The organism is Rhodococcoides fascians NBRC 12155 = LMG 3623 (genome assembly GCF_001894785.1).
Classification (GTDB): domain Bacteria; phylum Actinomycetota; class Actinomycetes; order Mycobacteriales; family Mycobacteriaceae; genus Rhodococcoides; species Rhodococcoides fascians.
The window spans coordinates 83641-105743 of the sequence record NZ_BCWW01000009.1 but is presented as its reverse complement, the minus strand read 5'-3'; the positions used below and the strand labels follow the sequence as shown (position 1 = coordinate 105743).

Annotated in this window: 24 protein-coding genes and 4 tRNA genes; 5 read left to right on the top strand and 23 right to left on the bottom strand. The window is 63.9% G+C overall.

Features of this window, described 5'->3' with window-relative positions; genetic code table 11:
* Positions 1-4: 4 nt before the first annotated feature.
* The 5 genes from RFA01S_RS19130 to RFA01S_RS19110 form a co-directional block, all read right to left on the bottom strand.
* The gene (locus tag RFA01S_RS19130) at positions 5-1174 is read right to left on the bottom strand and encodes an ATP-binding cassette domain-containing protein (protein ID WP_094622920.1); all 1170 of its coding nucleotides are present in this window, start codon (positions 1172-1174) and stop codon (positions 5-7) included.
* 489 nt (positions 1175-1663) lie between these two features.
* Entirely contained in the window at positions 1664-2050 is a 387-nt protein-coding gene (gene rplL / locus RFA01S_RS19125; protein WP_032365267.1) for a 50S ribosomal protein L7/L12, read from the bottom strand.
* A gap of 81 nt (positions 2051-2131) precedes the next feature.
* Positions 2132-2713 (bottom strand): 50S ribosomal protein L10, encoded by a 582-nt coding sequence (gene rplJ, locus RFA01S_RS19120; protein WP_032365266.1) that lies wholly within the window; start codon positions 2711-2713, stop codon positions 2132-2134.
* 332 nt (positions 2714-3045) lie between these two features.
* On the bottom strand, positions 3046-3477 hold the full coding sequence (locus tag RFA01S_RS19115; RefSeq protein WP_052060740.1) for a class F sortase: 432 nt from the start codon (positions 3475-3477) through the stop codon (positions 3046-3048).
* Positions 3478-3674: 197 nt separating this feature from the next.
* Positions 3675-4442: a CHRD domain-containing protein gene (locus tag RFA01S_RS19110; protein ID WP_032407343.1), complete on the bottom strand. Its 768-nt coding sequence runs from the start codon at positions 4440-4442 to the stop codon at positions 3675-3677.
* Positions 4443-4585: 143 nt separating this feature from the next.
* Here RFA01S_RS19110 and RFA01S_RS19105 point away from each other — a divergent pair, with 143 nt between their 5' ends.
* Both RFA01S_RS19105 and RFA01S_RS19100 read left to right on the top strand, forming a co-directional pair.
* Complete coding sequence (locus RFA01S_RS19105; RefSeq protein ID WP_230073282.1) at positions 4586-5119, top strand: RNA polymerase sigma factor; 534 nt, start codon at positions 4586-4588, stop codon at positions 5117-5119.
* Positions 5116-5886: a hypothetical protein gene (locus tag RFA01S_RS19100; RefSeq protein ID WP_032407344.1), complete on the top strand. Its 771-nt coding sequence runs from the start codon at positions 5116-5118 to the stop codon at positions 5884-5886. Before RFA01S_RS19105 ends, RFA01S_RS19100 begins: the two co-directional genes overlap by 4 nt.
* Here the strand turns inward: RFA01S_RS19100 and RFA01S_RS19095 are convergent.
* From RFA01S_RS19095 to RFA01S_RS19075, 5 genes are read right to left on the bottom strand one after another with little or no spacing between them, the layout of a single operon-like run.
* Positions 5868-8147, bottom strand: a complete 2280-nt coding sequence (locus tag RFA01S_RS19095; protein WP_032407345.1) for an MMPL family transporter — start codon at positions 8145-8147, stop codon at positions 5868-5870. The two genes, RFA01S_RS19100 and RFA01S_RS19095, sit on opposite strands and share 19 nt — an antisense overlap.
* Positions 8144-9310, bottom strand: a complete 1167-nt coding sequence (locus RFA01S_RS19090) for a GNAT family N-acetyltransferase (protein ID WP_032407346.1) — start codon at positions 9308-9310, stop codon at positions 8144-8146. Before RFA01S_RS19090 ends, RFA01S_RS19095 begins: the two co-directional genes overlap by 4 nt.
* A complete protein-coding gene (locus RFA01S_RS19085) occupies positions 9307-10047 on the bottom strand; it encodes a phosphatidylserine decarboxylase (RefSeq protein ID WP_032407347.1) in 741 nt (246 codons plus the stop codon). Before RFA01S_RS19085 ends, RFA01S_RS19090 begins: the two co-directional genes overlap by 4 nt.
* A complete protein-coding gene (locus RFA01S_RS19080) occupies positions 10047-10244 on the bottom strand; it encodes a hypothetical protein (RefSeq protein ID WP_032407348.1) in 198 nt (65 codons plus the stop codon). Before RFA01S_RS19080 ends, RFA01S_RS19085 begins: the two co-directional genes overlap by 1 nt.
* Position 10245: 1 nt before the next feature.
* On the bottom strand, positions 10246-11481 hold the full coding sequence (locus tag RFA01S_RS19075) for an SDR family oxidoreductase (protein WP_032407349.1): 1236 nt from the start codon (positions 11479-11481) through the stop codon (positions 10246-10248).
* Positions 11482-11717: 236 nt separating this feature from the next.
* Between RFA01S_RS19075 and RFA01S_RS19070 the strand changes: the two genes are divergently transcribed.
* Complete coding sequence (locus tag RFA01S_RS19070) at positions 11718-13664, top strand: CocE/NonD family hydrolase (RefSeq protein WP_032407350.1); 1947 nt, start codon at positions 11718-11720, stop codon at positions 13662-13664.
* A gap of 10 nt (positions 13665-13674) precedes the next feature.
* Positions 13675-14586 (top strand): alpha/beta fold hydrolase, encoded by a 912-nt coding sequence (locus RFA01S_RS19065; RefSeq protein WP_032365255.1) that lies wholly within the window; start codon positions 13675-13677, stop codon positions 14584-14586.
* A gap of 71 nt (positions 14587-14657) precedes the next feature.
* Here the strand turns inward: RFA01S_RS19065 and rplA are convergent, their stop codons facing one another.
* From rplA to RFA01S_RS19010, 11 genes are all read right to left on the bottom strand, one after another.
* Positions 14658-15377 (bottom strand): 50S ribosomal protein L1, encoded by a 720-nt coding sequence (gene rplA, locus RFA01S_RS19060; RefSeq protein WP_027498276.1) that lies wholly within the window; start codon positions 15375-15377, stop codon positions 14658-14660.
* Positions 15378-15460: 83 nt separating this feature from the next.
* Positions 15461-15895 (bottom strand): 50S ribosomal protein L11, encoded by a 435-nt coding sequence (gene rplK / locus RFA01S_RS19055; RefSeq protein ID WP_008713829.1) that lies wholly within the window; start codon positions 15893-15895, stop codon positions 15461-15463.
* 65 nt (positions 15896-15960) lie between these two features.
* Positions 15961-16797: a transcription termination/antitermination protein NusG gene (nusG, locus tag RFA01S_RS19050; RefSeq protein ID WP_032381279.1), complete on the bottom strand. Its 837-nt coding sequence runs from the start codon at positions 16795-16797 to the stop codon at positions 15961-15963.
* A 65-nt stretch (positions 16798-16862) separates the two neighbouring features.
* Positions 16863-17324: a preprotein translocase subunit SecE gene (gene secE, locus RFA01S_RS19045; protein ID WP_032369898.1), complete on the bottom strand. Its 462-nt coding sequence runs from the start codon at positions 17322-17324 to the stop codon at positions 16863-16865.
* 30 nt (positions 17325-17354) lie between these two features.
* Positions 17355-17427: transfer RNA gene (locus RFA01S_RS19040), tRNA-Trp, on the bottom strand.
* Between the two features lie 190 nt (positions 17428-17617).
* A complete protein-coding gene (gene hadB, locus RFA01S_RS19035) occupies positions 17618-18043 on the bottom strand; it encodes a (3R)-hydroxyacyl-ACP dehydratase subunit HadB (protein WP_032407351.1) in 426 nt (141 codons plus the stop codon).
* Complete coding sequence (gene hadA / locus RFA01S_RS19030) at positions 18030-18542, bottom strand: (3R)-hydroxyacyl-ACP dehydratase subunit HadA (protein ID WP_048316186.1); 513 nt, start codon at positions 18540-18542, stop codon at positions 18030-18032. Before hadA ends, hadB begins: the two co-directional genes overlap by 14 nt.
* A gap of 91 nt (positions 18543-18633) precedes the next feature.
* Complete coding sequence (gene rpmG / locus RFA01S_RS19025; protein ID WP_027498281.1) at positions 18634-18801, bottom strand: 50S ribosomal protein L33; 168 nt, start codon at positions 18799-18801, stop codon at positions 18634-18636.
* Between the two features lie 81 nt (positions 18802-18882).
* Positions 18883-18955, bottom strand: a tRNA-Met gene (locus RFA01S_RS19020).
* Positions 18956-19018: 63 nt separating this feature from the next.
* A tRNA-Thr gene (locus RFA01S_RS19015) sits at positions 19019-19091 on the bottom strand.
* 183 nt (positions 19092-19274) lie between these two features.
* Positions 19275-19357 (bottom strand) — tRNA-Tyr (locus tag RFA01S_RS19010).
* Positions 19358-19532: 175 nt separating this feature from the next.
* Between RFA01S_RS19010 and RFA01S_RS19005 the strand changes: the two genes are divergently transcribed.
* Complete coding sequence (locus RFA01S_RS19005; protein ID WP_027498282.1) at positions 19533-20033, top strand: YajQ family cyclic di-GMP-binding protein; 501 nt, start codon at positions 19533-19535, stop codon at positions 20031-20033.
* Positions 20034-20099: 66 nt separating this feature from the next.
* On the opposite strand, the gene htpX is transcribed toward RFA01S_RS19005, so the two are convergent.
* Complete coding sequence (htpX, locus tag RFA01S_RS19000) at positions 20100-20969, bottom strand: zinc metalloprotease HtpX (protein ID WP_072692139.1); 870 nt, start codon at positions 20967-20969, stop codon at positions 20100-20102.
* Positions 20970-21056: 87 nt separating this feature from the next.
* A complete protein-coding gene (locus RFA01S_RS18995; RefSeq protein ID WP_032365250.1) occupies positions 21057-22076 on the bottom strand; it encodes a polyprenyl synthetase family protein in 1020 nt (339 codons plus the stop codon).
* Positions 22077-22103: the final 27 nt, after the last annotated feature.

Here is a 22103-nt window from a genome sequence, read left to right as displayed (position 1 = left end):
TCTGCTATTGACCCCGACCTTGTGTTGGAGCTTGGTAGCCCTGCTGATCATGTCCTTGGTCGTAGCCTTGTTGGCTGTACCCCTGTTGGTCGTAGCCCTGCTGGCCGTACCCCTGTTGGTCGTAGCCCTGCTGGTCGTAGCCCTGCTGGTCGTAACCCTGCTGGTCTGCGTACGCCGGGTAACGCTGCCCCGAGTCGGTGCTGTCGAGGCTCTCCTGGATCGCGACCTGAGCGCTGTGCGGCAGGGTGTGCATGATCTGGCGCACCCGCTCCTGCCTGCGTCCGACGGCCTGGCGCACCGGCGTACCCGGGGTGGCCTTCATCTGCGGCACGATGCCTTCGACGTCGTCGACGCCACCGGCGTGGTGACCGGCGTCGACCATGGCCTGCTCCTGCGCCATCTGCGCCTCGTCCTTCTCTTCCGACATTCCGATCGGCCCGATCATCGTGCCGTTCAGGAATTGCTTGACCACCGGCTCGTCACTGGTGAGCAGCACCTCACGGGGGCCGAACATGACCAGCTGACGACGGAACAGCATGCCGATGTTGTCGGGGACCGTTCGAGCCAGATTGATGTTGTGCGAGACGATGAGGATCGTGGCATCGATGTTGGCGTTGATGTCGATCAATGTCTGCGAAATGTACGTCGTACGAACAGGATCGAGGCCGGAGTCCGGCTCGTCGACGAGAATGATCTCCGGGTCCAGCACCAGCGCGCGGGCGAGGCCGGCACGCTTGCGCATACCACCGGAGATCTCACCGGGCAGCTTGTCCTCGGCACCGAGCAGACCCGTCAGTTCGAGCTTCTCCATGACGATCTTGCGAATGTCGGACTCGGACTTCTTGGTGTGCTCGCGAAGCGGGAAGGCGACGTTGTCGTAGAGGTTCATCGAGCCGAACAGGGCACCGTCCTGGAAGAGCACTCCGAACAGCTTGCGGATCTCGTAGAGCTCACGCGAGGAGCACTGCAGGATGTCGGTTCCGTCGATGAAAATCTTGCCCTGCTCGGGGCGAAGGAGACCGATCAGCGACTTGAGGAAGACCGACTTACCGGTACCGGAAGGACCGAGCAATGCACTGACTTCACCCTTCGGCAGAGTCAACGTCACGTCCTGCCAAATCTTCTGTACACCGAAAGACTTGGTCAATCCTTCGACCGAAACCTCGACTCCCACGCTGACCTCCACAATTCATACACATCGACCCGGATGTGGGTTGCGTCACTGTATCCCATGCACGTGTCCGCTCCGACACAGGAGCTTACCGCCCAGTAAGAACTTCCCCGAGTCAGGCTGTAGAGCTTGCATCAGTGTGGCTCATCTCACGCGAGCCGGTCGGGAAGTCGCCCGAACTGTGACAAGTCCCTGCCGTCGGATTCTGTGACAAGACACAACCGCACCCGGCCGAGACCATTCGGAAAGCTTCGGACTTCGGCGTTCACGAGTAAACAGTGACGCGTTGCCGATGTCCCGGGATCGAGAAGACTCCGTGATCGGTCACAACGCAGCGCGATGCGATCCGCATCGAACACAGGAGAAGGCTCCATCGAACGCAGGAGCAGCCCTCCCCCGAACACAGAAAAGGGCCGCCCTCACCGAAGTGAGGACGGCCCCTTCTGTGCGCTCGATGTTGAGAGCGCGAAGTACGACTGCAGTGAAGCGGTCTTACTTGACGGAGATCTTTGCGCCGGCAGCTTCCAGCTTCTCCTTGGCAGCCTCGGCTGCATCCTTGGCGACCTTCTCCAGGATTGCCTTCGGAGCGCTCTCGACGAGGTCCTTGGCTTCCTTCAGGCCGAGGCCGGAGACGACCTCACGGACGACCTTGATGACCTGGATCTTCTTGTCGCCGGCCGACTCGAGAACGACATCGAACTCGTCCTGCTCTTCGGCTGCCTCAGCCGGAGCGCCTGCTCCGCCTGCTGCTGCAACTGCGACGGGAGCAGCTGCGGTGACCTCGAAGGTCTCCTCGAATGCCTTCACGAACTCGCTGAGCTCGAGGAGGGTGAGCTCCTTGAACTGGTCGAGCAATTCTTCGGTGCTGAGCTTCGCCATGGTGGCGGTCCTTCCTGTAAGTACCTGGCCGCTGATCCGCGACATGGTGTTGGTGTGGAGCTGTTCGCTAATGCCAGCGGATCAGCTTTCGGCGGGAGCTTCCGCCGGTGCTTCTGCTTCTGCAGGGGCCTCGGCTGCGGCAGGTTCGCCGGCAGCCTTCTTCTCCTGCAACGCGAACGCCAAGCGGGCGAACTGCGATGCGGGAGCGTTGAACAGGCCTGCAGCCTTCGACAAGTTGCCCTTCATGGCGCCGGCGAGCTTGGCCAACAGGATCTCGCGAGACTCGAGGTCTGCGATCTTGTTGATCTCGTCCACGGACAGCGTTGCGCCGTCCATGTAGCCGCCCTTGATGATCAAGGCCTTGTTGTCCTTCGCGAAGGCCTTGATGGCCTTCGCAGCGTCGACCGGCTCGCCCTTGATGAATGCAATGGCGGTCGGTCCGACGAACAAGTCGTCGAGGCCGGTGATGCCGGCATCGGCAGCTGCGCGCTTGACCAGGGTGTTCTTGGCGACGGAGTACGTGGCACCTTCGCCGAGCGCACGCCGGAGCTGAGTCAGACCGGAAACCGACAGGCCACGGTATTCCGTGACGACGGCAGCCGTCGAACCCTTGAACTGGTCGGTGATCTCCGAAACTGCGGAGACCTTTTCGGGCTTTGCCATACTTCGCCTCCTCTCGTGGGAAGTTGTGTCGATCGCGAGAGGGCCGGAAAACGACGAACGCCCCGGTGCAGGAAGCACACGGGGCGTGAACAAGTGGCAGCCGAAGCTGCACGACAGGTTCCCTACCGCGTTCTCCTGCGTGGGCCGTCCGAAGCGATCTCGGACCTTCAACCGCACACCTGTCAGGAAATTTCCCTCGAGAAGGCGGTGACCAACGGTCTTGGGTAGAACTTGATTGGGCGGAACGAAAGAAATGCACGCACTGCGAGCACATTCCTTCTGGACCGTCGACCAGGCTACAACACCTCGGGGGTCAACTCCAAAACGATCGGCTACTGCCGCACCCCGTAGACGACCAGGTTGCGTTCGTAACTGCCCACGGTCGCATCGAAATCGCCCGAACAGGTGATCAACCGGATCTCGTCGCCGGGCACCGCGCCGAACACCGACGCCGTCGGGAAGTCCGCCTTGCCGTGGTCGCCGATGCGCTCGATCCGATAGTCCGCTCGGCCACCTGCTTCGTCGCCGACCGTGACGATATCGCCCGGGTTCAGATCCGACAGCCGATCGAACACCGCAGGCCCGGTAGTCGAGTCGACATGCCCGGCGAACACCGTCGGACTGCCGATCCCACCGGGTCGGCTACCGCCGGTGAACCACCCGACGTCGTCGTAGTCGGTGGGTACCTCCATCTCGCCGCTGTCGGCAATACCCAGGCCGACGAGCCCCTCGTCGAGCGCGATGGCAGGAATGCTCAGGCGCATCGGGATCGGCCGATCCCCCACTACGCCGGACAGTTCGGGCGAGGGCACGGGCACGGGCGACGAAGAGGACACCGTCGGGGCCGGCTCAGGTTGTGACGACGGTGGCGACGGTGGCGACGCACCACATCCCGTCACCACCGCCGTCAGAACCGCAGCCGTCAGAACCGCGGCCGCGAGTGCAGCCCGCGTGGGGAGCTTCAGCTCTGCACCCCGCGGGTGCGCCGTGCCACCAACGTCACGCCCGCGACAGCCATCGCGCCGAGGGCTACCGCGCCGACGACGGGAGCTGCGGAACCGGTCGCCGAATCGGATGCCGCGGCGAGCGCCGCGCCGCCACCTCCGGTTGCTACCGATCCGACCGGAATCCGGGTCAGCTGTCCTCGGACCGCTCCGGCCGAGAAGTCGACGGTGTGGGTGTCGGCCGCGAAGCCTGCTGGGTCGGCTTCGATCCGGTCCAACGTGAATCCGGTACCGCTGTCTGCATCGGCACCGGCCGGGGTCAGACCGGTGGTGAACGGACCCTGTATGCAGCCGTTGCTGTTGCGCGGGCCGTCCCCGACGGGGGTCGGGTTCGGGAACGCGAGGCGCGGCGGTCCCGCTGCACCTGCTGCGGCCTGGTGGATATGAGTAGCCGTCTTGGCCGGGCTCATGTAGTCACCTGTCACACCGTTCAGCGAGATGTCGTAGCAGATGATGTCGAGGTCGGAATTGATCCGCAGCGTGAAGGTGCCCATCGCGCCCGGCTGACCCGGAGTGGCCACGCCGTCACCGTTCAGAACCTGATCGGGCGTGGCCATCGCGGTGAATGCGCTGGTGAAACTGTCCGGTTCGGCGACCGGGGTGTCGGCAGCGGCCGGGCCCGCCGAGAACAGCAGCAGCGCCGCCGCGGTGGCCGTACCGCCGACGAGTGCCGTGGCGGATCTACGAACGGACGCCGCCCGGCGTGTAGTGGAACGTGTGATCATCTCGTGTGCCTTCCATGAAAGTATCGGGCAGGCGAGCCCGTACACGGTGTACGACGGTCGGCGCGTAGATGTTCAAATATCGGTAAAGAAATATTCCAGTCTTGGATATGAACGCCTGCGGGGCCGCAGACGTAATCACTGTCATGAGCATCGGGAGCGTGATCGAGCTGAACTTCGATGTCGCGGCCGCATACGACCAGCACGCGTCGGAGATGCTCGGTTACGCCGTCAATGCCCTCCGCGATCGAGCCCTCGCCGAGGATTGTGTGCAGGAGACGTTCCTGCGGGCCTGGCGGGCCAGAGCGCGCTTCGACCCGAGCCGAGGTTCACTTCGCACGTGGCTCTTCGCGATCGAGCGAAACGTCATCGTCGATCTCGTTCGGTCCCAGGCGAGAGTGCCTGCGACGACATCGGACCGGCCCGACGAGCACGAACGCGGACCGAGCGCCGTCACGCGCGACACCACCGCCGACACCGACGAGCGGCTCCGCATCATCGCGGCACTGGCACAGCTCTCGCCCGACCACCGCGAGGTCGTCGTGGCTGTGCACGTATCCGGAAGCAGCTACGCCGAGCTGTCGGAATCGACCGGAGTGCCGGTACGCACGCTCCGCACCCGCGCCTTCTACGCCCTGAAGGCACTACGCAGAAACCTCGACAGAAAGGAGGACCGATGACAGCCTCACCCGATCGGCGGGCAGAGTTGATCGCTGCAGCAGTCGGCGACGATCTCGACAATGCCGAAGCCGACGAACTTCGCGCACTGGCCGCGTCGGACCCCACGGTCGACATCGAGATCGCTGAACTACGCGCGACGACGGAGCAGCTCGAACGCCGGGGCCCGAACCTGCCGTGGCTCGACTCGACTCCGCCGCCCGGACTCCGCGAGCGAATCCTGACCGCCACCCAGAACGCCGGCAACGCCGAGAACACCGTGGTCCCTGAGCGTTCGGACAGCTCCGGATTGCAGCCGGTCGCCAGGCCGCGGTTCGGTGTCAGAAACGGGTCGGCCGGGTTGGCCGCTGCCGCAGCGCTCGTCGGTGTCGTCGTCGGCAGTGCAGCAGTACTGGGCATCGACGCATACCGCTCCGAGCCCGGTGAACCCCAGGTCGTGGTCACCGGACCACCAGGAACTCTCGGGGCCTACGAGGAAATATCGTTCACCACCAGCGGACCGACTGTCGACGTCGAAGGCGGTCTCGTCGCCCACACGTGGGGAACGGAAACCGTCCTCGAAATGGACGGCATCTCCGACGGCGGTCCGTACGACGTCGTTCTCGTCGACCGATCGGGCGTCGACCGGCCGTCCGGCACGTTCCTCGGCAGCACCGTCACCATCGAGTGCCGGATGAATGCCGCCGTCCTGCGCGGCGACGTCGCCGAGATCGAGATCAGGGGTTCGGACGGAGTCGTACTCGCGTCGGCTCAGGTGCCGTCTGCCTGAACGCTTGTCTCGGAACGCAATCCGGGCCACCAATTTCGCTCGCCGAACAGCTTCATCATTGCCGGCACCATCATCATGCGCACCAGAACCGCGTCGAACAAAACGGCGACAGCGAGCGCGAACCCGAACTGTTGGAGTTCGAGAACATCGGCAGTGAGGAAGCTGGCGAACACGGCGGTCATGATCGCGGCCGCAGCAGTGATCGGCCTGGCGGTGTGCTCGAGGCCGTCGACAATCGCGGTGTCGTTGGCACTGGTGTCGTTCACGCTGGGGTCGTTCACGCTGTGTCGGTTGCGATGCGCGACGAACACCTCGCGCATCCGGCCGATGAGAAACACCTCGTAATCCATCGACAGACCGAAGACCACGGCGAACACGGTGACGGGCAGATACACCTGGATGTACCCCGGACTGTCGAACCCGAGTAGCGACGATCCCCATCCCCACTGGAACACCGCCACCGTCGCACCCAACGCCGCGCCGGTGACGAGCACATTCATGGCGACCGCCTTGATCGGAATCACCACGCTCCGAAAGACGATACCCAGGTACACCAACGAGAATGCCAGCACTGCGAACACGACCCACAGGAATTTGCTCGAAATCTCCTGGGAGGCATCGACGACAAGGGCGGTGGTTCCGCCGACGGATACGGTGGTGCCGTCGCGGTCTGCGGCAACAACTGCCTGCGACCGGATCGACGCGACCAGGTCGGAGGCCTCGGTCGAGTCGATCGGCACCGCGGGCACCACGATCAGCAGCGTGCGGCCGGAGTCCTGTTGCGCCAGGGCGTAATCGACGCGACCGTCGGCTCGGATGTCGTCGGCGAAAGCCGCGACCGTGGCCGCCTGCGCCGGTTCGAGGGGACGGTCACCGCTGCCGGTGAACACGACGGTGATCGGCGAAATCGTTCCAGGAGCGAACTTCTCGGTGAGGACCGTGTTGGCCCGGCCGCTCGGCTCCGCGGCAAGGGCGTCGGCTCCGAGGTCCACCCCGTACTGGATGGTCCCGATCGGCACCAGGCAGGCCAGCAGCACGGCTGCGGTGACGGCCGTGTAGCGCCACGGGCGTTCGATGACGTGCTGCGCCCACCGTGACCACCACGTGGGTATCGCGGCATCGTGCTCACCGACCGCCGGAGGCTGAAACCTCTGCGGTAGCGACAGTGTCGAGATTCGCGGGCCGAGGACCGCGAGAATTGCCGGTAGCAGCGTCCAGGCCACCACGACGACGCACGCCACCGTCAGCGCTACGACGAACGAAATACTCTGCACGGCAGGAACATCGACGATCGCCAGGGCCCCGAGCGAAATGAGCACGACCAGCCCGGAGATGACGATCGTGTGGCCCGCCGTTCCCATCGCGGCCCCGACAGCCGCATTCGTACGCCCCTGGCCCGTGGTGCCCCCCGGCAGCGTGGTGCGGTCCATTTCCTCTCGAAACCGGCTGACGATGAAGAGCGCGTAATCGATGCCCAGACCGAGACCGAACATCGACGCCACCGTCGTCACGAGGACGTCGAAGGTCATGACGTGCGAGAGCAGCGAGAACACCCCGAACGCCGCCAACACTCCGATGCCCGTGGTGACGAGCGGCACGATGCCGGCGACCACGGATCCGAGAGCCAGGATCAACAGCACGAATGCCAGTGGTAGGCCGATACTTTCGGCCCGCACGGCGTCGTCGGACTCGACTTTCGTCAGATCGACGGTCATCGGCGAGTATCCGGTGACCGCCACGTCGATACCACCGGCGGACGCCCCGTCGATGAGCTTCTGCATCCGTTCTGCGGTCGCGATCCGGTCGCGAGGGTCGCCGCCGACACCGACGAAAGCCAGCGCCGACGTTCCGTCCTCGGAGATCTGGGGCACGAATCCGGCCGTCTCGTAGGGATCGACGACCCGCAGCACATCCGGGGATTGGCGCAGCGCAGAGACGGTCTCGCCGACGCGTTCGCGGAAAGCGGGATCTGCGACGCGGACCCGATCCGACGTGAACGTGACGACGAGCTGCTCGGACCCGAACGAGGAGAAGTGCTGTTCGACGAGCGCGTCGGCGCGACTCGATTCGGTACCGGGGACGGAGAAGTTGGCTCCCACCAACGAGTTCTGCAGTGCCGGATAGAGCGCAGCAGAACCCACCGCGAGCAACAGCCAGACGGCCAGCACGAGCCACCTGTGACGGCCGACCGTCCGCCCCCAGCGGTCACCGATGCCGAGCCTGGTCTGCGCACGGTCGAGCACCACCGTCCGATCGATCATGGCCGAGGCAGCTCGAGATCGCGGTTGTAGATGCGGTACGTCCGGTGCGGAGTCTGCTCCATGCGGGTCAGCACCGATCCCTTCATCCAGGGGCTGTCGTCGAGCACCGGCGCTGCCTCCACCCGGGTGTAGCCGAGATCGCGCATCCGCACCGACAACTCCATGATCAGCAACGACGACACCGCGCGATCGGGGCAGTCGGGATCGACGAACAGCATGTCCACCCGCACCCCGTCGATGACGTCCGTCCGGCTCGGCTTCTTGACGTGCCACAGCGTCACCAGGTCTCGTACCCACCGCGACTTCAGGTGCGCGGCCTTGGCCGCGGCCTGATTGACGTCCGGGATGCCCATCAGAAATCCGACGGGCTTGCCGTCCAACTCGGCCAGCAGGGTGAGCCGTCGATCGAGGACCGGCAGCATCATCCTCAGCAACTCGAACAGTTCCACGAACGACAGCGGTGAGAAACCCCAGAAGTTCACGAACGTCTTGTTGTAGAGATCGCGCACGATGCGCGCGTCGCGGCGAACCGTTCGGTACCTCATCGAGCGGAACGTCACTTCCGAACGCGCCTTGATCTTCTCGAAGATCTGCATGTGCCGCGCATATTCGGGGCGGTTGTAGATCACGCACGGGTCGTCGAACAGGTAGCTGTAGAAGTCCTTGATTCCCACGAGCCCCCACTTCTCGAAATGGGCTGCGTAGTAGAGAGGGTTGTGCGGCATGCCCACCAACGGAAGGGCGGGCTCGTCGTCGACGACGATGCCCGCGCTGTAGAACATCGACGGACCGAAAGGCCCGGACATCGCTCCGAGCCCACGCGCGGCAAGCCACGCCGCCGCGGCGTCGAGCAGGCCGGTGGCGACCTCGTGATCGTCGACGGCCTCGTAGAACCCGAAGAAGCCGATGGATTCACCGGTGTACTGGGTGAAGCTCGTGTCGTGGATGGCCACGACTCGGCCGACGACGACCCCGTTCTCGCGTGCGAGGAAGGCCGCGATATCGCGGGTCGACGCGATGGCGACCGGCGGCGAAATCAGGATCCGATCGAGATCCATGGGTTCGTCGGGCAATCGGTACGGATCACCCTGGTAGACGAGATCGGTGACAGCCTTGAATTCGTTCCAGTCCTGGGTGGACTCGACCCGGTCGACAGTGATCATCGTTCCTTCTCACATGAAGTGTTGTCTGCCACCGGGATCGGTGAGCGGGCGACGACGCTCTCCCCCGCGAACACGTACTGGCCCGGTCGGACGGTGATGGTCTCGGCGAGAGCGTCGGGGACGAACACGTCGCATTGAGACCCGAAGCGGATCATCCCGTACTGCTCGCCGCGTTCGACGGTGTCGCCGACGGCGACGTGCGCGACGATCCGGTCGACCCACAGATCGGCTATCTGCGTCACCGTCACCACCGACCCTGACGAATGTTCGATGGAGATGGTGAGCCGCTCGTTGCTCAGTATGTAGTCGCACCCCTCGTCGTACGGGGTGCGCCGCGTCAACAGGTTCGCTCCCACTCGCGCCATCGACTTGTTGAACGGTGCCGCGGAGCGATGACGCCGCATACCGATGGTGCCCGAGACCGGAATCCTGTTGCGGTGCACCGAGTATTCGGACATGTAGATCCCGATGAGGTATCCGCTCTCGGTCGCTGCCACACCCGCGATCTCGTCGAGCGGAATGGTTCTGCCCTTCTTGACGGCGAATGCCGTCGAACCCGCGTCGACTCGTTTGACGTACGTGACGAACCCGTCGGCGGGTGCCACCACCGACAGCGGATCGGCCGGCGGAACGCGATGCGGGTCTCGGAAGAAGAACCGGGTGCGCCAGTACAGGAACAGCCCGAACGGCGCCGCCACGGCGACACCCACACCGACGAGTGCTCGTCCGAGCGACATCAGAGATGTCGCTGTTCGTCGATGCTCTCCGACCAGGTCACGAACGCGTCGGCTGCCCGGTGACGTAGCGCACCGGGCAGCAGCCCGATAGCTGCACACACGACGTAGAAGCCAACGGAGAGAACGGCATTGGTGACCTCGTGGCCGACGGAGAGTTCCCGCAACCGCACCGAGGTCGGCTCGAATCCGTCTGCCACGTCAGTTGACGACAGGGGTGAGCGTCTTGAGCTGGGCCTTCTCGAAGTACAGCTCGAAGAGCCTGCGGTGATCGCACCAGGAGGTGTCGTGGTCGACGGGCAGGATGGCCTCGGGCTTGTGCACCAGCCGCATGAGCTTGTCGATGTTGTCGGCGAGCATGGTCTCGGCGAACCGAGGCGAGATACGGACGCTGACGCGTTCGACGAACTCGTCCCAGCTCACCAGGTCGAGGCCGAGGAGCTCGGCGTAAAGGTCGTGTCCGTAACCGGTCGGGTTGCTGGGCAACAATCGGGTGAGCGGGTGGCTCCGCAGTGCGTTGCCGGCCATGACGTCGCACATCACGTCCACCGGGACGTAGTTCATTCCCGGCCCGTCCCAGATCGCGCCGGCGGCGATCGCCAACTCCACGATGCGCCAGAAGCTGTAGACGCGGCCCGGATCGAGGCCCAGGTCGGTACTGCCGAGGATGTAGGGGGCCTCGGCCAGCGTGACGGAATACGTGTCCGACATCGACAACCACCCGAGCAAGGTGGCGTTGACCCACTTCATCTGGGCGTACCCGGAGTACCACCACGAGTCGGGACGACGGAAGTCCTCGGGCTTCTGATAGAGATGCGCGCCGATGCTGCCGACGTAGGTCAGATGCTTACGGGCCGAGGTGATGCTGAATTCGAGGATGCGTAGCACGCTGACGAACCAGTCGTCCCGCAGCTCGGCGTAACTCTCGGTGTAGTCGGTCGAGCTGGCGCAGTTGAAGATCTGGCTCACACCGGCTGCGAGTTCGAAGTACCCGGCCTTGTCCAGACCGAAGCGGAACGAGGTCGGCGTGCCTTCGACGATCCGAATCTTGTCTGCATCGACCGTGATCTCGTACTGATCGAACGTGCGCTGGAGTCGCTCGATAGCCGACTCCTCCTCGGTGGGACGAACCACGGCGTACACGACGTCGACGGCGGAGTCCCGGGTGAGACGGCCGATCAGATGCGCGCCGAGAAACCCGTTCGCTCCGAACACGAGCGCAGTGTCGGTACGCGGTGGTGCCATGCTCGCGACGCGGCGACGAGTCTCCTCGTCGATGAACGGCCGCAGCGCGGTGGGATCGCCGTTGCTGAGGGCAACGACATCGGCGTACTTGCCGGCAAAGCGCAGCCCCGGGCATTCGCTGGTGATCAGTGCGTCCGCGTGCGGCCAGATAGGCCGTTGCGATCCGTCTCCGAACAGTGCTTCTACGTGCATTCGTACTCCCCTGCAACGGTCGGTGTCCCACATCACTCGGACGGGCAGACGTTAACAACGCAGCGCGCGTCGTAGTCGCTGGTTTCGAAAGTCTGGTACGCCCCACAGCAACGCTCAACCGGCGTTGAGAATGTTCCCAACAAAACACAGGACTGAGGCCGTCTCGTTGGAGCACACCACGACCGATTCGCGTTCCACAGGACAAAGAGGGTCGTTCGAAGGTCTAATCGTTCTTCATGACCGCCGTCGAGCCCCACCCCCTCCTGAGACCCCCGCGCGACCCCAGCGGCGGCGAGGCCGCACAGGCCTGGGCAGCGATCACGGCGCAGGCTCCGCAGTACCCACGAGTGTCCGTCTCGGCCGACGTGCGCATTCCGATGAGCGACGGAGCGGCCCTGCGCGCATACGTCTTCCGACCCGCCGATGCGTCCGGGCAGCCGGTACCGGGGACGTTCCCGACGGTCCTGAACCTGACGCCTTACAACAAGCTGCTGATCAAAGGTATCGATACGATCCTCGAAACACCGATACTCGGCCGAGCCATCAGGAAGTTCTCGTCGGCGTTCGACCTGACCGGTACCGCGTTCGACGGCATCACCGAAATCACTCGTGTGGTCGCGGGCGGAGCCGCGGATCTGTTGTCGGTCAACCGCCACCTCGTTCGTAGCGGGTACGTCCAGATGATCGTCGACGTTCGAGGAACCGGAAGCTCCACCGGAACCTGGGACGTACTGGGCACCCGAGAACAACTGGACTCGATCGAAGTGATCGAGTGGGCGCGCCGGCAACACTGGTGCAACGGCAGAATCGGCATGGCGGGCATCTCGTACTCAGCGATCAACGCACTGCAGGCGGCAGCCAAGAGACCCGACGGGCTCGACGCGATATTCGCCGTCGAAGGTTCGGTGGACATCGTTCGCGAGATCTTCGCAACCGGAGGCGCGACCTCGGCGTTCATTCCCCTGTGGCTCGCTGCTGTCAACGGACTCAAATGGGCACCTGCGGTGAGAGGAATCGATACCGTCGCCTGGCTTCGCGATCGCGTCCGATCACCTGCGACCGACCTGTTCGATCTGGCCAAAGGCTTTGTCACGGGGAATGATCCACGAATCTACGACGACCCGTACTACGACACCATCGACGCCGTCATCGAGGACATCACCGCACCGACCTTCCTCTACGGCTGCTGGCACGACATCTTCGGCAGCTCGGCACCGGACATCTACAACCGACTCGCTCTCGAACGCGGCTCCAAACAACTACTCGTCGGCGACGGCTACCACGTCAATCCCGGAATCGGTTTCGGTGAACCGGGATTCCCACCACGACTGGATGTACTCGAGCGAGCCTGGTTCGACCGATGGCTGTGCGACATCGACAACGGAATCGAGAACTACGGGCCGGTCACCCTACGACAACAGGGCGGCAATTGGACTGCGCACGGCCGCTTTCCGGCTCCCCAGGCACTGTCGCGCAGGCTGTATCTGTCGGCCGAAGCGTCGAACACCGCCTCCCACGCCGCCGGCGACGGCAGCCTCGCCTTCGAGCCGTCCACGTCGTCCGGCGTGCTGACCGTACGTCCATCACTCCGTGCCGTCGTATCCCGGGACACCACACAGGTTCTCGCCGGTGTCACGGCTCTACTGGGCGGCGGCTTCACCTACGACAACCGATTCGCCGAAGGTGCCGCCGCCACGTTCACCACCGAACCCGCCCGCGCGGACGCCGTGCTGTCGGGGCCGATGAACCTGCATCTGCGCGTCATCTGCCGTGCCCGAGAAGCATTGTGGGCGATCATGATCTGCGACGTCGCCCCCGACGGTAAGTCGACCGTGCTGAGCAACGGGGCGTTGCTCGCGTCTCGCCGAGCCGTGGACGACGAGCGATCACTGTTCGCACCGAACGGCGACTACACCCGGCCGTACCACCCGCTCACCAAGGCCGCTGTGCTGCCGGTACCCGTGGGGCAGCCCATCACACTCGACATCGACATTCTCGGCACCGAAGCTATGATCGCGACGGGTCATCGCCTCCGGGTGGCCGTATTCGCCACCGACGCACCACGGTTCATCCCCATCCTGCCGGACCTCGTTCGCACTCGACTGAAACCGCAGGACATCGCGATCGACCCACACGATCCCAGTTACCTGGTGGTTCCGGTGCTGGGCGCCCCCGACTGGTAGGAACGAGAACATGAGAATCGAACAAGGCATCGCGCCGTCGAACTCCATCGACATCGCGTACGAGGACATGGGTTCGGTCGACGACCCCGCCGTACTGCTCATCATGGGTCTGTCCGCGCAGCTGACGCTGTGGCCCATGGACTTCTGCACGCGTCTCGTCGACGCCGGCTATCGGGTGATCCGCATCGACAACCGCGACATCGGGCTGTCGACGAAGATGACGGGCAGAAAGGTGCACGGCTGGCAGATTCTTCGGCTCCTCCGGCACGAACTGGGAATGTCGTCGGACGTCCCGTACACGATCGTCGACATGGCCGCCGATGCGGTCGGCGTACTCGACCACCTCGACATCGACTCCGCGCACGTCGTCGGCGCTTCGATGGGCGGCATGATCACGCAGGTGTTCGCCGGTAGCTACCCGCAGCGAACCAAGTCCGTGTCCATTCTGTTCTCGAGCACCAACGAGGCATTCCTGCCACCGCCGGATCCCCGGGCACTACTGCCGTTGATCGGTGGCGTCGGCAAGGACGCCACGAAGGACGAGATCATCGCGCATTCGGCGAAGACGCTGTCCACGATCGGCTCCCCCGGGTTCCGGACCCCGCTCGAGGAACAGCTCGAGATCGCCCAGGTGATGTACGAACGCAACTACAACCCGTCCGGAGTCATTCGGCAGATGGCGGCCATCACCGGTACCGGCAGCCTCAAGCCCTACGCACAGAAGATCGACGCACCGACGACCGTCATCCACGGGACCGCGGACCGACTGGTGCGGCCGGCCTGTGGCAAGGCCATCGCCCGGGCGGTGCCCGGCGCGGAGCTGACCCTCATCGAGGGCATGGCACACGACCTGCCGGCCGCGTTGCTCGACCGGATCAGCGGCCTCGTGCTGGCCAACTTCGCTCGCGCGAACGCAGCCTAGATCTCGGCAGGACAGAACGACGAAGGCCGGCCTCCCACAGGGAGACCGGCCTTCGTTCGGAGCTGAAGAAATTACGCGTTCGCGTCATCCTCGAGGAGGTTGCGAGTGCGGTTGGGATCGACCTGGACGCCGGGTCCGGTGGTGGTCGAAACGGTGACCTTCTTGACGTAGCGACCCTTCGCCGACGACGGCTTCGCACGCAGGATCTCGTCCAGTGCGGCACCGTAGTTCTCGACCAGCTTGGTCTCGTCGAACGAGGCCTTGCCGATGACGAAGTGCAGGTTGGCCTGCTTGTCGACGCGGAAGTTGATCTTTCCGCCCTTGATGTCGTTGACGGCCTTGGTCACATCGTTGGTGACCGTGCCCGTCTTCGGGTTCGGCATCAGGCCACGCGGTCCGAGGACACGGGCGATGCGGCCGACCTTGGCCATCTGATCGGGGGTCGCGATAGCGGCGTCGAAGTCCAGGAATCCGCCCTGAATGCGCTCGATCAGATCTTCTGCACCGACGACGTCGGCTCCTGCGGCCTCGGCTTCAGCAGCCTTCTCACCAGCGGCGAAAACAATAACCCGAGCGGTCTTGCCGGTGCCGTGGGGAAGGTTGACGGTGCCGCGCACCATCTGGTCTGCCTTGCGGGGGTCGACGCCGAGTCGCACTGCGACCTCGACGGTGGGGTCGAACTTGCTCGACGCGGTCTCCTTGGCCAGCTTGGCGGCTTCCAGAGGCGAGTAGAGGTTGTCCTGGTCGATCTTGGCGGCCTGCTCGAGGTAGGCCTTACTGCGCTTTGCCATGTCTTACTGTCCTTCGTTCGAGTTCAGAGTGGTTGACGAGCCTGGCCGGCTCTCCCACGTGTGATGCTTGGAGAGGCTGAAAATCAGCCTTCGACCGTGATGCCCATCGAGCGAGCAGTGCCGGCGATGATCTTCGCGGCCTGATCGATGTCGTTGGCGTTGAGGTCTTCCTGCTTGGTCTTGGCGATCTCGCGCACCTGATCCATGGTCACCTTGGCGACCTTGGTCTTGTGCGGCTCGCCGGAGCCCTTCGCCACGCCTGCAGCCTTGAGCAGCAGTTTGGCAGCGGGAGGAGTCTTCAGCTTGAAGTCGAACGTACGGTCCTCGTAGACCGAGATCTCGACGGGCACGACGTTGCCGCGCTGCGACTCGGTCGCGGCGTTGTACGCCTTGCAGAACTCCATGATGTTGACGCCGTGCTGGCCCAGTGCGGGGCCGACGGGCGGTGCCGGGTTGGCGGCGCCGGCCTGGATCTGAAGCTTGATGATCCCGGCTAGCTTCTTCTTCTTCGGGGGCATGTCTTGTTTCCTTGTATTCGCTCGGGTTTCTTGCGGTTGCTACTGCAAGTCTGTGCGGTCGGCTTCTAGATCTTGGAGACCTGGGTGAAGCCGAGCTCGACCGGGGTTTCACGGCCGAAGATCGATACCAGCACCTTGAGCTTCTGCTGCTCTGCGTTGACCTCGCTGATGCTGGCCGGGAGGGTCGCGAACGGGCCGTCCATGACGGTGACCGACTCGCCGACCTCGAAGTCGACCTCGATGGTGGGCTTCGACGTGGTCTCGCTGCCCTGCTCGGCAGTGCCTGCGGCCGCTTTCGCGTCCTTCTTGGCACCTTCCTGAGGCATGAGGAACTTGACGACCTCGTTGATGGTCAGCGGCGACGGACGTGACGTCGCGCCGACGAAACCGGTGACGCCGGGAGTGTTGCGAACCGCACCCCAGGATTCGTCGTTCAGTTCCATGCGGACCAGGATGTAGCCGGGCAGAACCTTGCGGTTGACCTGCTTGCGCTGGCCGTTCTTGATCTCGGTGACCTCTTCGGTGGGAACCTCCACCTGGAAGATGTAGTCACCGACGTCGAGGTTCTGCACACGGGTCTCGAGGTTGGCCTTGACCTTGTTCTCGTATCCGGCGTAGCTGTGAATGACGTACCAGTCACCGGGGGCGCGGCGCAGAGCCGCCTTCATCTCGGCAACGGGGTCTTCGGGCTCTGCAGTGACGTCGACGTCAGCGGAGACCTCGGATGTCTCGTCGCCTTCGGCGGGAACGTCGTCCCCGGCGGCAGCGGCGACATCGGCCTTGATTGCTTCGTCCGTCTCGCGGTCCTGAGCGGCCTGCTCCGCTTCGAGGCCCTGCTTGGTCGCCTCGACATCGGCGTCGAATGCGGCCACTTCGGTGGCGTCGTTGTGCGGCGTGCTCACGTCAGCACCCTTTCTCTAGTTCCTGCTCGGTTCGATCGTCGAAAAGTCACGGCAACTGCGTTCGGTCAACCGAACAGCCAGCCGACGCCCTTGATGAACAGCAGATCGAGGCCACTGATGAACGCGACCATGAACGCCAGGAAGACGAGCACGACGGTGGTGTAGGTGACCATCTGCTTCTTGTTCGGCCAGATGACCTTCCGAAGCTCGGCGACGACCTCGCGGAAGAACTGCAGCAGACGCAGAAACACATTCGGTCGCTTGTCGAGCTTGGCCTTGCCGGATCGAGCCTTGCCCGAAGCGGCCTTCGCGGGTGCGGCCTTCGTCATCGACACGCCGGCGGCGCTGCCACGGGACCTGCCGGACGCGCGCTTGCCGGTGGGAGCCACTGCGCCTGCAGCGGCATCATCTGCGGTTGTGTCAGCATCGGAGAGACGGCCCTCGGAGCCAGGTGCGACGTCGTCTGGAGCCGAGGAGTTCTCGAACTCCTCCGATCGACCGTCGCGCTTACCGCGCTCCTCGCTCACGTCGTTCCTCTCAGTTGCTGACACCTTGGGCAGGGGCGACAGGACTTGAACCTGCAACCTACGGTTTTGGAGACCGTTGCTCTACCAATTGAGCTACGCCCCTTCGGCCGAAAACTTCTCGGCCGCTCTGGTGTCCACCCGACGCATTCACGCGAACCCACACAACCTCCGAGGAGGACGCGGGCAGCGCACAGCGCTGGATTACCCCAGAAATCTCAGTGTACTGCACACCCTTCGGAACAGATAAATCCCGTCGTTCCGGCAGCTCGGTGGCCGTCCGGATCGACCCATCATCAGGCCAAGCGAACTGTAGCGGTCGCTCGCCCGAAAATCTTCTTGCTGTCGAACTTCGCCACGATAGCGATGACGGCAGTTCTCTCGTCCGCATCCACCGACTTGATCTTGCCGGAGAACTCGACCGCAGCCGCAGAGTCCTCGGACACGTAGACCGAGCTGGTGAAGCGAACGTTGTATTCGGTGACCGCACCGGGATCACCCAGCCACGACGTGACGAACCCGGCACCGAGGCCCATCGTCAGCATGCCGTGCGCGATCACATTGTCCAGGCCGGCCAGGCGGACGACCTCGTCGCTCCAGTGAATCGGGTTCGGATCTCCCGAGACACCCGCGTAGTTCACGAGATCGCCGCGCGTGAGCATGACGACTCGCTCCGGCATCTCGTATCCGACGGAGACGTCGTCGAAACTACGAAGCGCCATGCATGATCACTTCCTTGACCGCGTGCGCGATGTTTTCGTCGACCTCGCCGCCGGTACGCGCGACGATGGTCGTCCACGTCGTCTGCACGACCTCGCCGTTCTGGTCGGTGACGATGTTCTTGGTGGTCATGATGTCGCTGCCACTCATCTGACGGAACGACTCGAGGTGGACATCGCACACCAGTCGATCGCCGACCTGAATCGGGCGATGAAATTGCAGCCGCTGATCGGTCTGCAGAATCTGGCTCGGGTCGTACCCGGTGATGACCTCTTTGAACATCCGCGTCTGCGCGATGATGCCGACCAGCGAAATGAAGGTCAAGGGCGCGAGGAGACCGTCGTAACCGAGGCCCTTCGCTGCGTCCTCGTCGTGATGCGCGGGATGGAAGTCCTGGACCGCACGCGCGTACTCACGGACCTTTTCGCGGCCGACCTCGTAGAAGTCGTCGACGCGGTAATGAAAACCGACCATGGACGCCGCGTGAGCGGATACATCCATGGCCGGAATTTCAGATGATGCCGCAGCATCGTGTGGTGCTTGTGACACGGTGGAAACGACCTTTTCTACCCTTGCAGAAGGGCAGTTGGACCTAGCGAGACTCGCGGTGCGCCCGGTGCGTGCCGCAGTTGGAGCAGAACTTCTTCAGCTCGATGCGGTCGGGATCGTTCCGACGGTTCTTCTTGGTGATGTAGTTGCGGTGCTTGCAAACCTCGCAGGCCAAGGTGATCTTGGGCCGCACATCGGTGGAGGAGGCCACTGGACGCCTACTTTCGGGTAAATCTGATCTGGGTCAATCAGGACTGTTCATGCGTGCTACTTGCCGTGCTTGCCTACTGTGTAGCGGTGACCGGACTTGAACCGGCGACGCAACGATTATGAGTCGTTTGCTCTACCAACTGAGCTACACCGCCTCAGGTGCTCATCGTCCACCATCCCACGAACGGGAGCGCGACGTCGAGCCATCCAATCCAGCGAGCCCCCTAACGGAATCGAACCGTTGACCTTTTCCTTACCATGGAAACGCTCTACCGACTGAGCTAAGGGGGCGGGTGACTACGGGAACTCTCGTTCCGCAGGCTCCACCTCAGAACACGAACAAGCCGTGCGCTGAAGCCTTCAAGAGGTTACACATTCCGAGCACCGACTGCCAAATTGCGAGGTCAGCGGCCCTGATATGTCCTCTTCACATGGAAACCCCAGCGAGAAAATTTCTCGCCGGGGTTCCAGGTGTGGCAGATGTAGGATTCGAACCTACGTAGGCATAAGCCGACGGATTTACAGTCCGCTCCCATTGGCCGCTCGGGCAATCTGCCGTGCTGCGATCGAAGTCCGTGCTGGTCTTCGGCGCGGTGAGAAGAATACAACGAACGTCCCCCCGGAACGCAAACCGGGTGGATACGGTCGGTAGCGGGCCGATAAAGTCCCAGCGGGATGTGGACCGACACCACCGCAGAAACAAATTTTCGATTCGACTGGAGAGTGTGAGAAGTGGCTGATTCGTCCTTCGACGTAGTGAGCAAAGTCGACCGGCAGGAAGTGGACAACGCTCTCGGACAGGCCGCGAAGGAGCTGGCGACCCGCTTCGACTTCCGAGGATCGGACACCAGCATCGAGTGGTCCGGCAGTGGCGAGTCCGAGACCATCGTCATCACGTCCGAATCCGAGGAGAAGGTCAAGGCAGCTCTGGACGTCTTCAAGGAGAAACTGATCCGACGCGACGTATCGCTCAAGGCTTTCGAGACCAACGACCCGGCCGCGTCCGGCAAGGTCTACAAGGTCACCGGCAAACTCGTGCAAGGCATCAGCACCGAGAACGCCAAGAAGATCTCCAAGAAGATCCGCGACGACGGCCCCAAGGGCGTCAAAGCGCAGATCCAGGGCGACGAGCTGCGCGTGAGCAGCAAGAAGCGCGACGACCTGCAGGCAATCCAACAGTTGCTCAAGAACGAGGACTTCGGCATCGCCCTGCAATTCGTCAACTACCGGTAGAGCGCCGCATGTGAGTGGAACCTCGTAGCAGACTACGAAGTTCCACTCACATGCCGCAGGCTCCGCTCAGTACGGCCGATGGCCGGCCATCCGCTCGAGCCGCTCGATTCGGTCGGCCATCGGCGGGTGGGTGGCGAACAGTGCGCCCGCCTTGTCGCCGATACGGAACGGATTGGCGACCATCAGATGTGACTCCGCGGCCAGCCGCGGCTCGGGCGGCAGCGGTGCCAGCTGCACCCCCTGCTCGAGCTTGCGCAGTGCCGACGCCAGAGCCAACGGGTCGCCGGTCAGCTCGGCACCGGACTGGTCGGCCTGATACTCCCGAGACCGAGAGACCGCGAGGCGAACCAGGCTGGCCGCAATGGGTCCCAGCATCGACACCAACAGCAGCGCGAGCGGGTTCGGTCCCCCGTTGCCGCGGCCACCGAAGACGTTGGCGAAGAAGGCCAGGTTCGCCAGGCCGGAGATGACCGAGGCCATGGCACCGGCCACCGACGAGATCAGGATGTCGCGGTTGTAGACGTGCGAGAGTTCGTGTCCGAGCACCGCTCGCAGTTCCCGCTCGTCGAGGATCCGAAGTATGCCCTCGGTGCAGCACACGGCTGCGTTGCGCGGGTTCCGCCCGGTGGCGAACGCGTTGGGATTGTTGGTCGGGCTCACGTACAGCGCGGGCATCGGCTGATGCGCCGTTGTCGCCAGTTCCCGCACGATCCGATACATCGCGGGCTGTTCGAGCTCACTGACCGGTACCGCGTGCATCGACTTCAGAGCCATCTTCGCGCTGTTGAAGTACGCGTAGCCGTTGACGCCGACGGCCAGCACGATCGACCCGATCAGAATCATCGAGTTACCGAACAACGAACCGATGAAGACGATCAGCGCAGACATCCCGACCAGCAGGCCGAATGTCTTCGCACCGTTGGCGTAACTGTTCATCGTGACGGGTGCCTCCTCGTACCGGGTGTTCCTACCCGATCCAACGACGGCACCCCGACGTGCAGTTCCCGACCACCGAGTGGGCGACTACCCCACGCGTTCGACGGTGTAGTTCACCAGTCGGCCCAGGGCGTCGTTGGCGGGGCCCTGCGGCAGCAGTGCGAGCTCGGCGTGGGCGCGGTCGGCGTACTCGCCGAGGGTCTTCTTGGCCGCGACCATGCCGGGTGATCGCTGCAACAGCTCCAGGGCCTCGGTGACCAGCGCATCCTCGGTGACCGGGCCGGCCAGGATCTCGCGCAGGCGGTCGCCGTCGGCACCTTCCTCGCGGAGCGCGAACAGCACCGGCAGGGTGTGCACGCCTTCCCGCAGGTCGGTGCCGGGAGTCTTACCCGACTGCTCGGTGGCCGAGGAGATGTCGATGATGTCGTCGGAGATCTGGAACGCGGTGCCGACAGCGTCACCGAGGCGCTCGAGGCGTCCCACGTGCTCGGCATCGCCGCCACTGAACGTGCCGCCGAAGCGCCCACAGGAGGCGATGAGCGACCCGGTCTTCTCCCACACGACCTTCAAGTAGTGCGCGATGGGATCGTCGGTGCTTTTGGCCCCGATCGTTTCGCGCATCTGCCCGGTGACCAACTCGGCGAAGGTCTCGGCGATGATGCGGACGGCGTCGGGTCCGAGGGTGGACACCAGACGCGACGCATGTGCGAAGAGGTAGTCGCCCGCGAGAATGGCCACACTGTTGCCCCAGCGTGAGTTCGCACTCTCGGCTCCGCGGCGCATCGACGCCTCGTCCATGACGTCGTCGTGATAGAGCGTCGCCAAGTGCACCAGCTCGACCACGGTGGCGGCGGTGACGATCGCCGGATCTGTCGGCGACGGCCCCAGCTGGCCGGTCAGCACGGTGAACAGGGGTCGGAATCGCTTGCCGCCGGCCTTCGCCAGATGCAGAGCAGCCTCGGTGAGGAACTCTTCGCCGTCGGACAGTTCGCTGATCATCAGCTCTTCGACGCGCGCGAGACCGTCGGCGACGGATCGAGCGAGCTCCGGGTCACCCAGGTCGACTCCGGCAACGACCGTTACTGCGGTCGCGTCGTCTGTACTCACGATGTTGATCCCTGTCCTGTCGTCGGC

Coding starts and splice junctions, on each gene's coding strand:
- rplL (WP_032365267.1), bottom strand. CDS start 2,050: ATGGCGAAGCTCAGCACCGAAGAATTGCTCGACCAGTTCAAGGAGCTC.
- rplJ (WP_032365266.1), bottom strand. CDS start 2,713: ATGGCAAAGCCCGAAAAGGTCTCCGCAGTTTCGGAGATCACCGACCAG.
- RFA01S_RS19115 (WP_052060740.1), bottom strand. CDS start 3,477: ATGCGCCTGAGCATTCCTGCCATCGCGCTCGACGAGGGGCTCGTCGGC.
- RFA01S_RS19110 (WP_032407343.1), bottom strand. CDS start 4,442: ATGATCACACGTTCCACTACACGCCGGGCGGCGTCCGTTCGTAGATCC.
- RFA01S_RS19105 (WP_230073282.1), top strand. CDS start 4,586: ATGAGCATCGGGAGCGTGATCGAGCTGAACTTCGATGTCGCGGCCGCA.
- RFA01S_RS19100 (WP_032407344.1), top strand. CDS start 5,116: ATGACAGCCTCACCCGATCGGCGGGCAGAGTTGATCGCTGCAGCAGTC.
- RFA01S_RS19095 (WP_032407345.1), bottom strand. CDS start 8,147: ATGATCGATCGGACGGTGGTGCTCGACCGTGCGCAGACCAGGCTCGGC.
- RFA01S_RS19090 (WP_032407346.1), bottom strand. CDS start 9,310: ATGATCACTGTCGACCGGGTCGAGTCCACCCAGGACTGGAACGAATTC.
- RFA01S_RS19085 (WP_032407347.1), bottom strand. CDS start 10,047: ATGTCGCTCGGACGAGCACTCGTCGGTGTGGGTGTCGCCGTGGCGGCG.
- RFA01S_RS19075 (WP_032407349.1), bottom strand. CDS start 11,481: ATGCACGTAGAAGCACTGTTCGGAGACGGATCGCAACGGCCTATCTGG.
- RFA01S_RS19070 (WP_032407350.1), top strand. CDS start 11,718: ATGACCGCCGTCGAGCCCCACCCCCTCCTGAGACCCCCGCGCGACCCC.
- RFA01S_RS19065 (WP_032365255.1), top strand. CDS start 13,675: ATGAGAATCGAACAAGGCATCGCGCCGTCGAACTCCATCGACATCGCG.
- rplA (WP_027498276.1), bottom strand. CDS start 15,377: ATGGCAAAGCGCAGTAAGGCCTACCTCGAGCAGGCCGCCAAGATCGAC.
- rplK (WP_008713829.1), bottom strand. CDS start 15,895: ATGCCCCCGAAGAAGAAGAAGCTAGCCGGGATCATCAAGCTTCAGATC.
- hadB (WP_032407351.1), bottom strand. CDS start 18,043: ATGGCGCTTCGTAGTTTCGACGACGTCTCCGTCGGATACGAGATGCCG.
- hadA (WP_048316186.1), bottom strand. CDS start 18,542: ATGGATGTATCCGCTCACGCGGCGTCCATGGTCGGTTTTCATTACCGC.
- htpX (WP_072692139.1), bottom strand. CDS start 20,969: ATGAACAGTTACGCCAACGGTGCGAAGACATTCGGCCTGCTGGTCGGG.